Genomic DNA, 12,125 nt, shown 5'->3' on the forward strand with positions numbered 1-12,125 from the left:
CGGGCTTGCCCGCTCCCACAGGTACCCCATGAATTTCAAGGCTTGTGGTATCCCTGTGGGAGCGGGCGAGCCCGCGAAGAGGCCAGTCCAGGCTGTAGGTCAGGCCAGCTTCACCGCCGCCACCGATTTACGCGACATCAGGCTGACCACCACAAAGCTCACCAGACCAACCGCCAGGCTGTAGTAGATCGGCGTATTGGCCTCCAGCCCATCCTTGAACATGAACAGCAGCGCGGTGGCAAAGCCCAGCGACATGCTGGCGATAGCCCCGGCGGTGGTAGCGCGCTTCCAGAAGATCGCGCCGATCAGCGGGATCAGCATGCCGCCGACCAGCAGGTTGTAGGCCAGGGTCAGGGCATTGATCACATCGTTCACCACCAGGGCGATGCCCAGCACCACCAGGCCGGTGAGCAGGGTGAACAGGCGGCTGACGCCCAGGCTCGACGCCTTGCCGCCACGCAGCTTGGGCAGCAGGTCTTCGGTCAGGGTGGTCGACGCAGCCAGCAGGCCGGCGCTGGCGGTGGACATCATGGCGGCCAGCGCCGCTGCCATCAGCAGGCCACGGATGCCATCGGGCAGGGTGGTCTTGATCATCTCGGCAAAGGCATTGTTCGGGTTGGCCAGGTCGGGCATCAGCACATGCGCGGCCATGCCGATCGCGGCGCAGGCCAGGCCGTACAGTACGCAGTACACACCGGCGGTGGTGCCGGCGCGCTGGCAGACCTTCTCGTCACGGGCAGTGAACACCCGCTGCCAGATGTCCTGGCCGATGAGGATGCCGAAGAAGTAGATCAGGAAGTAGGTGATGATGGTGTCCCAGCCAATGGTGGTCAGCTGGAAGCTGGCCGCCGGCAGCTTGGCCACCAGGGTGTCCCAGCCACCGGCCTTGTACAGGCACACTGGCAGCAGGATGAACATCAGGCCGACGGTCTTGATCACGAACTGGACGATGTCGGTCAGGGTGAGCGACCACATGCCGCCAATGGTCGAGTACAGCACCACCACACCACCGCCCAGCAGCAGCGAGGCCCAGAACGGCAGGTCGAGCAGCACCTGCAATACGGTGGCCATGGCCAGGGTCGAGGTGACGCCGATCATCAGTGCGTAGGCCAGCATGATCACGGCGCTGGCCTGGCGTGCGGCCGGGTTGTAGCGCTGCTCCAGCACCTGGGTCACGGTGAAGATGCGCAGGCGCAGCAAGGGTTTGGCGAGGAACAGGTTGAGGGCGATGATGCCCAGGCCCAGGGCTGCGCACAGCCAGAAGCCGGAGATGCCGTGGACGTAGCCCAGGCGCACGGTGCCGACGGTGGAAGCGCCACCGAGCACGGTGGTGGCCATGGTACCCATGTACAGGACCGGGCCGAGGTTGCGCCCGGCCACCAGGTAGTCCTCGTGGGTTTTCGCGCGCCGCATGCCATACCAGCCAAGCCCGAGCATGCCGGCGGTATAGATCATTACAACAATGATGTCCAAGGCCATTGGGGGTCTCCCGATTATCTTTATTATGGCGAGATCGACCACGCGGGCGGGTTCACGGCGCCCGGCGGTCTTGTCGTGTTGTTGGCGGGCCTCAATGGCCCTCCCATATGGCTCCTGCCGGGGTACTTTCTAGAGGCTTGCACTGGTCCCCTGTGGGAGCGGGCGTGCCCGCGAACAAGGGCACAGCCCTTGCCATGCACAGGGGTTGTCAGTGCTGGCCCCTTCGCGGGCTTGCCCGCTCCCACAGGGAACGGTGTTGCTCTCGTTTAGCGGCGCACTACGCCTGGAAGCACGCAGAGCATCTCGAACAGCAGGTTGGCACCGAGCAGCGAGGTGTTGCCGGTGGTGTCGTAAGGCGGGGAGACTTCGACGAGGTCACAGCCGATCAGGTCCAGGCCGTGGCAGCCGCGAATGATCTCCATCGCCTGGATGGTGGTCAAGCCGCCGATTTCCGGGGTGCCGGTACCAGGCGCCCAGGCCGGGTCGATGCCATCGATGTCGAACGACAGGTACACCGGGCCACCGCCGACCTTTTCGCGCACTTCGGCCATCAGCGGTTCCAGCGACTTGTGCCAGCACTCTTCGGCCTGGACCACACGGAAGCCCTGGCGGCGGCTCCAGTTGAAGTCATCGGCGGTGTAGCCCTGGGCGCGCAGGCCGATCTGCACCACGCGCTCGCAATCGAGCAGGCCTTCTTCCACGGCGCGGCGGAAGGTGGTGCCGTGGGCGATCTTCTCGCCGAACATGTGGTCGTTGACGTCGGCATGGGCATCGATGTGCACCAGGCCGATCTTGCCGTGCTTCTTGTGCAGCGCGCGCAGGATCGGCAGGGTGATGGTGTGGTCGCCACCCAGGGTCAGCGGGATGATGTTGTGCTCGAGGACCTCGTCATACGCTTCTTCGATAATGCGCACGGCGTCCAGCAGGTTGAAGGTGTTGATCGCCACGTCACCGATGTCGGCCACCGACAGCGAGTCGAACGGTGCAGCCCCGGTGGCCATGTTGTACGGGCGGATCATCACCGATTCGGCGCGGATCTGCCGCGGGCCGAAGCGGGTGCCGGAGCGCAGCGAGGTACCGATGTCCAGTGGCACGCCGATGAAGGCGGCGTCCAGGCCTTGGGCACTTTGCAGGTGGGGGAGACGGAGCATGGTGGCGATGCCGCCGAAACGCGGCATTTCGTTGCCGCCCAGTGGTTGGTGGAGGATCTTGTCCACGGTGGGCCTCATCAGTCGGTCGATTGTTCTGTTTGTTCGAACCTGTGCCGCCGCGCGCCTTCCAGGTGTGGTCTTGCCGGCGGGCAGGGACATTTCGGCCAAGTCTGCTGAAGGTAGTGCCGGGGAAAAATCGCTACCGGCAAATACTTAGTTCAGGAATTTCTGAACTAAAGGCCGGCAGAGCGGTTAGACTGCGCGCAAACACCCTTGCGGAACCGTTGCACCATGGCCTCAACCTTGCCCGACCTGAAACTGCTGCGCATCTTCGTCAGCGTGGTGCGCCACCAGGGCTTTGCCAATGCCCAGCGCGAGCTGAACCTGTCGACTTCGGCCATCAGCACCTACATGAGCCAGCTGGAAGGTGCCCTGGGGATCGTACTGTGCCACCGCGGCCGTGGCGGCTTCAGCCTCACCAGCAAGGGCGAGCTGTTCCACCAGGAAACCCTGCGCCTGCTGGCCGAGCTGGACGGTTTCGAACAGTACGCCGCCGCCCTCAAGGGCGAGTTGCGCGGCACCCTCAACCTGGGGGTGATCGACTCCACGGTCGGTGACCAGGCCTTGCCGCTGGCCGAAGCCATCGGCGCCTACAGCCAGGAACACCCGGCGGTGCACCTGCACCTGTCGGTGTCCAGCCCTTACGAGCTGCAACTGGGCGTGCAGGACAACCGCCTGGACCTGGCGATCGGGGCGTTTTCCTCGCGCATGAGCGGGCTGCTCTACCAGCCGCTGTACCGTGAGCAGCACTGGCTGTACTGCAGCAGCCGCCACCCGTTGTATGCCGAACGGCGCATCCCCGAGCAGGTGGTGACCCAGCAGCGCATGGTCGGGCGTGGCTACTGGAGCCAGGCCGAACTGGCCCGGCATGGCTTCAAGCACAGCGCGGCGACGGTGGAGAGCATGGAGGCGCAGTTGATCCTGATTCTCTCCGGGGCCTACATCGGCTACCTGCCCGAGCACTATGCCCAGGCCTGGGTCGACAAGGGCGACTTGCGCGTGCTGTCGCCGTCCACCTTTGGCTACCAGGCACCGTTCTCGCTGATCATTCGCCGCGGGCGCAGCCGCGAACCGTTGATCCAGACTTTCCGCGACCTGCTGAAAAGCCAGCTCAACGTGGGTTGAAGTCCGGCACATGCTGTATTTCGTCGGCCCCCGTTAAATTGTTGGTGCCGCTGACCGACAACATAATGGCGCCCTGCTATATATCAAATCAGTGTGTGCTGCTGACTTCCTCCCTTTAATCCTGCAAGGATTGCCCAAGATGCGCATGAATTTGCCCGTCACTGAGCACGAAAGAACCTTTCCCAACGATCAGCGCCTGATTTCCACCACCGATCTCAACAGCCGCATCACCTACTGCAACGACGCTTTCGTGGCGATCAGCGGGTTCACCTACGACGAGCTGGTCGGCCAACCCCACAACCTGGTGCGCCATCCGGACATGCCTCCGGCCGTGTTCGGCCACATGTGGGAAACCATCAAACAAGGCAAACCGTGGATGGGCGTAGTCAAGAACCGGGCGAAGAACGGTGATTACTACTGGGTCAGCGCCTATGTCACGGCCGTCTACGAGCAGGGCCGCATCAGTGGCTACGAGTCGGTGCGCTCGGTGCCCACCCGTGAGCAGATCCGCCGCGCCGAGGCGTTGTACGCGCGCTTGCGGGCTGGCAGCGCGCCGGTGCCGTGGGCGGCCCGTCTGGGGCATGGCTTGGGTCACGGTTGGCCATTGATCGGTGCGGGCCTGCTGTCGGCGGCGGGCTACCTGTGGCTACCGCCCTACGCGGCGCTCGGGGTGCTGATGGCCAGCCTGCTGCTGGCCTGGTATCTGGTCGAGCACCGGCAGAACCAGGCCATCCGCCGCACGCTGGCCGAGCACCCCAAGGCCTTCACCAGCCCGCTGGTGGCACTGACCTACAGCGATAACCCAGGCCTGCAGGGCCAGCTGGATCTTGCCATCATCAGCGAGGAAGCACGCCTGCAAACGGCCTTGACCCGCCTGGTGGATGCCGGGGTCGGGGTGAAGTCGCGGGCGGCGCAGTCCTCCGACTTGTCCGATGCCCAGGCACAGATGCTCGACCGCCAGCGCAGCGAGACCGACCAGTCCGCCGCCGCCATCGCGCAGATGGCGGCGACCATTCAGCAGGTTACCCATAACGTGCAGAGCACGGCGCACGCAGCGGGCGATGCCGACCAGCTGGCGCAGCAGGGCAGCGAGCTGGCGATGCAGAGCCTGCAAGCCATGGGCAGCATGAGCAATGCGGTCAACGACATCGGCCAGGCCGTCAATGCCCTGGCCGAGCAGACCCAGTCGATCGGCAGCGTGGTCGATGTGATTACCTCGATCGCCGAGCAGACCAACCTGCTGGCGCTCAACGCGGCGATCGAGGCGGCGCGTGCCGGCGAACAGGGGCGCGGGTTTGCCGTGGTGGCGGATGAAGTGCGATCGCTGGCCCAGCGCACCCGTGCCTCGACCGAGGAGATCCACCAGATCATCGCCTCGTTGCGCGCCGGGGCAGAGCGCGCGGTGAGCACCGCCAGCCGCGGCGAGCAGATATCTCGGGACAGCGTGCACAGTGTCGAGGCGGTGCAGGCAGCGTTGAGCGGGATTGCCCAGGCGGTCAGCCGCATCACCGGCATGAGCCAGCAGATGGCGACGGCGTCGGAGCAGCAGAGCCATGTGGCCGAGGACATCAACCAGCAGATCGTGCGCATAGCCCACCTGTGCGACCAGAGTGCCGGGCAGGCCAGGCAGGGCGCGGAAATCAGCCAGGACCTGGAGCGCATGGCGGAGTACCTGCATAGCCTGGCGGAGCGGTTCAATCGTTGAGATTGCCGGGGCCGCCTTGCGGCCCATTCGCCGGCAAGCCAGCTCCCACAGGTATTGCACAAGGCCCAGGTCTGTGGTGATCCTGTGGGAGCTGGCTTGCCGGCGAATGGCCCGCAAAGCGGGCCCCGGTTCTGTGGCAAACTGTTCCCGCCAAGGAGAACCCCATGCCCAGACCCCGCTGCGAGCGCTGCCAGCGCCCGCTCGACCATTGCCTCTGCCCACTGATCCCCGCACTCGACAGCCGCACCCGCGTCATCCTGCTGCAGCACCCCAGTGAAACCGCCCATGCCTTGAATACCGCCCGCCTGGCCGCCCTTGGCCTGAACAATGCCGAGTTGCGGGTAGGCGAGGTATTCGATGACCTGAATGAATTGCTGGCGACCCCCGGTTACCGGCCAGCCCTGCTGTTCCCGGGTGACGACGCCCGGGAATTGGTGGCCTATGGCGAGACAGACGACCAACCCTTGCTGTTGATCGTACCCGATGGCACCTGGCGCAAGGCGCGCAAGCTGTTGTACCTGAACCCATTGCTGGAGGCGTTGCCGCGGGTGACGCTGGGGGCTGTCGCGCCTTCACGCTACCGCTTGCGCAAGGCGCCGGAGGCGGGGGCGTTATCGACTATCGAGGCGGTGGTGGGAGCGCTGAACGCGTTGGAGCAGCCTGCCTGTTTCGATGCGCTGCTGGCACCGTTCGAGGCGTTGATCGAGGGGCAGATCAGGGCCATGGGTTTGGAGACGTTCCAGCGTAACCATGGTGCGGGGTGAGGTGGCAGTGAGGGCCCTATCGCCGGCAAGCCAGCTCCCACAGGCGCAGCGGCAGGGCTCAAGTTTGGGTTTCTACAGCTGGAACACAAAGGGTGAAGCTTGTGCTGTACCTGTGGGAGCTGGCTTGCCGGCGATGGGCCGCAAAGCGGCCCCGGCTCTCTCGAACCCGATCAACGCATATCAGGCAAACGTGCCTCGGTGCGTACTTCGGTGGTAGCCAGCGCTTCCGGCGGCAGCGAAATACGCTGCTTGGTCAACAGCTCGCCCATGGTCGCCAGCACGCGGTAGCGCGAGAACTCCTCGGTATAACGCACCTCGGTGTAGCGGCGGTCGGCGTTGTACAGCTCGTTTTCACTGTCGAGCACGTCGAGCAGGGTACGTTGGCCCAGGCCGAACTGGTCCTGGTAGGCAGCACGCACGCGCTTGGTGGTCTCGGCGTATTCACGCGCAGTCGGCAGCTGCTTGCTGGCGTTGTTCATGGCGTTCCACGCCAGGCTCAGGTTTTCGGTCAGCTCACGCAGGGCGTTGTTGCGGATGTCCAGGGCCTGGTTGATCTTGTGCGCGTCGGACTGCAGGCGAGCCTTGTCGCTGCCACCGCGGAACAGGTTGTAGTTCATCTCCACGCCAGCTTGCCAGTCGTTGTTGTTATGGCCTTTCTCGCCGCCGGTGTTGTTGTTGGCACCGGTGGCCAGAATGGCGTCGAAGCGTGGGTAGAAGGTCGACTTGGCCACTTCGTATTGCTGCTCGGCAGCATTCACGTCAGCCTGGGCAGACTTGATGTACGGGTTGTTCTGGCGCATGCCGTCGCGGGCTTCGTCGAGGGTGCCAGGCACCTCGCCCTTGATGGTCTGCGGGCTTTCCAGCTCGTCCGGCATGCGGCCGACGACGCTGAAGAAGTTGGCCTCGGCATCGGCCAGGTCGACTTCGGCGGTATCCAGGTTGTTTTCCGCCAGGGCGCGACGTGCGCGGGACTGGTCAAGGTCGGCGGTGCTGCCGACGCCGCGCTCGTTGCGCAGGCCGATCTGGTCGTTGACTCGCAGGTGGGCTTGCAGGTTGTTCCTGGCCAGGGTCACCAGTTCACGGCGCTTGAGCACTTCCAGGTACACCTCGACTGCACGCAGGGCGACATCCTGCGCAACGGCCTGGGTGTAGTAGGCGCGGGAGGTGGAGACTGCCTCGGTGCGGCCCACTTCATTCGAGGTGTTGAAGCCGTCGAAGATCATCTGCCGCAGGCGCAGTTCGGACTGGGTGTAGTTGAGGGTTTCCTTGTTGTGGTTGCCCTCGGCACGCGTCGTGGTGTTGTCCGAACGCTGGCGGCCATAGCCGGCGACCAGATCCACGGAAGGGTAGTAGCCACCACGCGCGAACTTCACATCTTCATCGGCCGACAGCTTGCTGTTGCGGTTGGAGCTGACCTGCGGGTGGTAGTCCACGGCGCTCTGGACAGCCTCGGTGATCGACATCGCCTGTACGTTGGCACTCGCCAGGGCCAACAGTAATGCACTGGTGATGGGGTTCAAAACGCGCATGGTACATCTCCCTGATCCTGGAATTTATCCTGCTGCTCGCCAAAAAAATGACGATAAAGTTATTGTATATAGTGTTGCAGGTTTTTAATAACACAGCTAAGTACATTCAACGCGATAGATAAGAAGATTTCTTCATATCAAATTGCCATATAATATATAAATTGTCTAATAGGCCCGCAGGAGGACCCAGGGGAATGGCAGCGGAAAGTCCATGAAAGCCAATTAATACGGGGGTTTAGCAGAGTTCCAGAATCATTTCGGATAAGGAGAATAGTCGTTAGGCGAAATTGATATTTGGCGACAGAATATTGTCACTTTGGCTTGTGCAAAGTTTTCTGGCTGAGGATGTACAGGCTTACCAGTACGGCGCTGGTCAACATGAAGGCGCGCGCCCAGAACAGAGGCACCAGATAGCACGACAGGCCGATGCTGGCCCACATCAGGCCGATGGCGTAGACCTTGCCCTTGAGGGGGATGCCCTCACCACTGAGGTAGTCACGGATCCATGGCCCGAGCTTGGGGTGATGGACCAGCCAGTGGTGAAAGCGCGGCGAGCTGCGGGCAAAGCAGGCGGCCGCCAATAGCAGGAACGGGGTGGTGGGCAATACCGGCAGGAATATCCCCAACACCCCCAACGCGACGCTGAGCCAGCCGGTGGCCAGCAGCAGGTAGCGCACAGGCGACTTAGTGGTGGCGTGGCTTGAGCAGCGCCGGTTTTTCGTCTGGGGCATGCAGCAGCAGGAACAGCGCCGTCAGCGCTTCGGGGATCTGTACGATCATGTCGTCCTGCAGGTTGGCGTTGCTGGCGATGTCGGCGAACTCCGGCTGCTCGTCGAACAGGCCCGAGCCGACCATGATCGGCAGCAGCATCTCGCTGACTTCTTCCTCGGCGTTCTCGAACCAGGCCTCTTCACGCAGGAATACGCCTTCCATGAAGCCGATGCACCAGCCGCGCAGGTCGGAATCGTCCGGCTCGTCGGTCAGGTCGAGGTCGCATGGCAGCTCGAACTCGTCGTCGCTGGCCAGCTGGCGGGCGATGTGCGCTTTCAGCGCCACCAGGGTGGCCTCGATCTCGGTGCGCTGAGCATCGCTGGCGTAGTGCGGCTCTTCAGCGAACAGGGCGTCGATCCACTCGCGCTCGGGCACTTCCTCGGCATTGATCGAAAGGGCGGTGAGGTAGCCGTGGGCGGCGACATAGTCCAGCGCTTCCTCATGCAGCTCGTCGGCGTCGAGGAAGGCTTGCAGGCGGGTCAGTTGCTCGGCGAAGGACATTACAGGGCTACCTTGGGGAATAAACGATAACGAATTCTAGCACCTTGCGACGGCGGCGGGGTAAAGGGAACGTCTATCGCCGTGGTGTCCTGCGCGGGGCGGTGCTGCGGTATACTCCGCGATTTTTCATCCAGGGGCAGGGTTTGCCGGCTACCTGGCAAAAACCGCTTACGCATTTGGCGTGTGCGGGGCGGGTTTTTCGTCCAGCCTGTATCCGGGATGGTACGGCGATTTGTGGAGTTGCACATGCTCGAACAGGCTCAGCGCGTTCTCAAGGACGTCTTCGGCTACGACAGTTTCCGCGGGCGCCAGGCAGCGATCATCGACTGCGTGGCCAATGGTGGCGATGCCCTGGTGCTGATGCCCACCGGCGGCGGCAAGTCGTTGTGTTTCCAGGTGCCGGGGCTGCTGCGCCCGGGCCTGACGGTGGTGGTTTCGCCACTGATCGCACTGATGGACGACCAGGTCGCCACGCTAGACGAACTGGGTGTGCCGGCCGCTGCGCTGAACTCCACGCTGACCCCGGAGCAGCAGCGTGACCTGGCCGGGCGCCTGCGCCGTGGCGAAGTGAAGATGCTGTACCTGGCGCCGGAGCGCCTGGTGCAGCCGCGCATGCTCGACTTCCTGCGCGACCTGGATATCTCGTTGTTCGCCATCGACGAGGCCCACTGCGTGTCGCAATGGGGCCACGATTTCCGCCCCGAATACCTGCAACTGGGCCAGCTGGCCGAACTGTTCCCGCATGTGCCGCGCATCGCGCTGACCGCCACCGCCGACATGCGCACCCGCGAGGAGATTGTCCAGCGCCTGCACCTGCAAGGCGCCGAGCGCTTCCTGTCGAGTTTCGACCGGCCCAACATCTTCTACCGCATCGTGCCCAAGGAGGCGCCGCGCAAGCAGCTGATGGCGTTCCTCGGCGAGCGCCGCGGCAACGCCGGTATCGTCTATTGCCTGTCGCGCAAGAAAGTCGACGAAACCGCCGCATTCCTCTGTGACCAGGGCTTCCCCGCGCTGCCGTATCACGCCGGCCTGGCTGCCGAGACGCGTGCAGCCAACCAGCACCGCTTCCTCAACGAGGAAGGGCTGATCATGGTCGCCACCATCGCCTTCGGCATGGGTATCGACAAGCCCAACGTGCGCTTTGTCGCCCACCTTGACCTGCCCAAGTCGCTCGAGGCGTATTACCAGGAGACCGGCCGTGCCGGCCGTGACGGGCTGCCGTCCGATGCCTGGATGGCCTACGGGCTGCAGGACATGGTGATGCTCAAGCAGATGCTGCAGAACTCCGAAGGTGACGAGCGCCACAAGCGCATCGAGCAGCACAAGCTCGACGCCATGCTGGCCCTGTGCGAAGAAACCCGCTGCCGCCGCCAGTCGCTGCTGGCCTATTTCGACGAAACCCTCGAGCAACCGTGCGGGCACTGTGACAACTGTGTCGACCAGGTGCAGACCTGGGACGCCACCGAGCCGGCCCGCCAGGCGCTGTCGGCGGTGTTCCGCACCGGCCAGCGCTATGGCGTCGGTCACCTGGTCGACGTGCTGCTGGGCAAGGACACCGAGAAGGTGCGCAATTTCGGCCACGAGAAGCTCTCGGTGTTTGGCGTCGGCAAGGGGCTGGCCGAAGTCGAGTGGCGTTCGCTGTTCCGTCAGCTGGTGGCGCGCGGCCTGGTCGACATCGACCTGGAAGGCTACGGCGGCCTGCGCCTGTCCGACAGCTGCCGGCCGCTGCTGCGTGGCGAAGTGACCTTGCAGCTGCGCCGTGACCTCAAGCCGCAGACCACCGCCAGGACTTCGTCGTCCAGTGGCGGCAGCCCGGCCAGCCAGCTGGTGCGTGCCGAAGAGCGCGAACTGTGGGAAGCGCTGCGTACCCTGCGGCGCAAGCTGGCCGAGGAGCACAGCGTGCCGCCCTACGTCATCTTCCCCGACTCGACGCTGCTGGAGATGCTGCGCAGCCAGCCGGCCAGCCTCAGCGACATGGCCCAGGTCAGCGGCGTGGGTGCGCGCAAGCTGGAGCGTTATGGCCAGGCCTTCCTCGAGGTGCTGAACAACAGCGGCGGCACCGACGAAGCGCCGAAAGTGGTACTCGACCTGCGCCACGAACTGGTCAGCCTGGCCCGTGCCGGCATGACCCCGGCGCAGATCGCCGGGCAGCTCAACTGCAGCGAGAAGAACGTCTACAGCCTGCTGGCCGAGGCGCTGGGCCGCCAGGAACTGAGCCTGGAACAGGCCCTGGACCTGCCGGAAGACCTGTTGATGGAAGTGCAGGATGCCTTCCTCGATGGCGAGGGCGAGCTGCCACCGGTATCGGCGATTGCGCCGCTGTTCGGGGCGCGGGTGCCGGAGGGCGTGCTGTACTGCGTGCGGGCTGCGCTGGCGGCCGAGTTCGAGCTGTAAGTGACGACAGGATCGAAGGCAGAACTGCCATCTGCTGACCTTTGTCATGTTTTTTGACGATTATCGAACATTCCAGGGTGCCCGAGCCTTGCCTCGTGGGGCGGGCCATGGTTAGCTGCCTAATAATTAGATCTGTTCAATGAGTTGCTTATGCCCCTGACCGACAACCAACACCGCTTCGGCATGCAGCTGGCCCAGATGTCCCGGGGTTGGCGTGCCGAGCTGGACCGCCGCCTGGCCGGGCTCAACCTGTCCCAGGCGCGCTGGCTGGTGTTGCTGCATCTGGCCCGTTTCGAAGAGGCCCCGACCCAGCGTGAGCTGGCCCAGAGCGTGGGCGTCGAAGGCCCGACCCTGGCGCGCCTGCTCGACAGCCTGGAGGCGCAGGGGCTGGTACGCCGGCAGGCGGTGCTGGAAGACCGGCGGGCCAAGAAGATTGTGCTGTGCCCGCCGGCCAAACCGCTGATCGACCAGATCGAGACCATTGCCAATCAACTGCGGGTTGAGCTGTTCACCGGGGTGGACGAGGCGGAGCTGCAGGTGTGCATGCGGGTGCATGCCAAGATTCTGGCCAACCTGGAGAAATCCTGAGGGGCCTGGGGCCGCTTTGCGGCCTGTGGGAGCGGGTTTACCCGCGAAGAATGCAACG

General features: G+C 64.1%; 10 protein-coding genes. 5 read left to right on the top strand and 5 right to left on the bottom strand.

Features of this window, described 5'->3' with window-relative positions; translation table 11 throughout:
- Window positions 1-99 precede the first annotated feature (99 nt).
- Window positions 100-1,479, bottom strand: a complete 1,380-nt coding sequence (locus tag CAG22_RS06445) for a sodium:solute symporter (protein WP_025340155.1) — start codon at window positions 1,477-1,479, stop codon at window positions 100-102.
- Window positions 1,480-1,745: 266 nt separating this feature from the next.
- Window positions 1,746-2,696: an agmatinase gene (speB, locus tag CAG22_RS06450; protein WP_025340154.1), complete on the bottom strand. Its 951-nt coding sequence runs from the start codon at window positions 2,694-2,696 to the stop codon at window positions 1,746-1,748.
- Window positions 2,697-2,921: 225 nt separating this feature from the next.
- Between speB and CAG22_RS06455 the strand changes: the two genes are divergently transcribed.
- The 3 genes from CAG22_RS06455 (at window position 2,922) to CAG22_RS06465 (ending at window position 6,284) form a co-directional block, all read left to right on the top strand.
- Entirely contained in the window at window positions 2,922-3,815 is an 894-nt protein-coding gene (locus tag CAG22_RS06455; protein WP_025340153.1) for a LysR family transcriptional regulator, read from the top strand.
- Window positions 3,816-3,954: 139 nt separating this feature from the next.
- Window positions 3,955-5,520, top strand: a complete 1,566-nt coding sequence (locus CAG22_RS06460; protein ID WP_085704988.1) for a PAS domain-containing methyl-accepting chemotaxis protein — start codon at window positions 3,955-3,957, stop codon at window positions 5,518-5,520.
- A 164-nt stretch (window positions 5,521-5,684) separates the two neighbouring features.
- Window positions 5,685-6,284 carry a tRNA-uridine aminocarboxypropyltransferase gene (locus CAG22_RS06465; protein WP_085704990.1) on the top strand — a complete coding sequence of 200 codons (600 nt, stop codon included), beginning with the start codon at window positions 5,685-5,687 and terminating at the stop codon, window positions 6,282-6,284.
- A gap of 170 nt (window positions 6,285-6,454) precedes the next feature.
- Here CAG22_RS06465 and CAG22_RS06470 read toward each other — a convergent pair whose 3' ends face one another.
- The 3 genes from CAG22_RS06470 to CAG22_RS06480 form a co-directional block, all read right to left on the bottom strand.
- Entirely contained in the window at window positions 6,455-7,813 is a 1,359-nt protein-coding gene (locus tag CAG22_RS06470; protein ID WP_075045977.1) for a TolC family outer membrane protein, read from the bottom strand.
- A 311-nt stretch (window positions 7,814-8,124) separates the two neighbouring features.
- Complete coding sequence (locus CAG22_RS06475; RefSeq protein ID WP_085691674.1) at window positions 8,125-8,490, bottom strand: YbaN family protein; 366 nt, start codon at window positions 8,488-8,490, stop codon at window positions 8,125-8,127.
- Window positions 8,491-8,497: 7 nt separating this feature from the next.
- Window positions 8,498-9,085 carry a YecA family protein gene (locus CAG22_RS06480; RefSeq protein ID WP_025340148.1) on the bottom strand — a complete coding sequence of 196 codons (588 nt, stop codon included), beginning with the start codon at window positions 9,083-9,085 and terminating at the stop codon, window positions 8,498-8,500.
- Between the two features lie 246 nt (window positions 9,086-9,331).
- Between CAG22_RS06480 and recQ the strand changes: the two genes are divergently transcribed.
- Both recQ and CAG22_RS06495 read left to right on the top strand, forming a co-directional pair.
- Window positions 9,332-11,479: a DNA helicase RecQ gene (gene recQ, locus CAG22_RS06490; protein ID WP_025340147.1), complete on the top strand. Its 2,148-nt coding sequence runs from the start codon at window positions 9,332-9,334 to the stop codon at window positions 11,477-11,479.
- Window positions 11,480-11,629: 150 nt separating this feature from the next.
- Window positions 11,630-12,067 carry a MarR family transcriptional regulator gene (locus CAG22_RS06495; protein WP_013973685.1) on the top strand — a complete coding sequence of 146 codons (438 nt, stop codon included), beginning with the start codon at window positions 11,630-11,632 and terminating at the stop codon, window positions 12,065-12,067.
- Window positions 12,068-12,125 lie beyond the last annotated feature (58 nt).

Origin of the sequence: Pseudomonas sp. B8(2017), from assembly GCF_002113575.1 — a bacterium.
Lineage (GTDB): Bacteria > Pseudomonadota > Gammaproteobacteria > Pseudomonadales > Pseudomonadaceae > Aquipseudomonas > Aquipseudomonas putida_Z.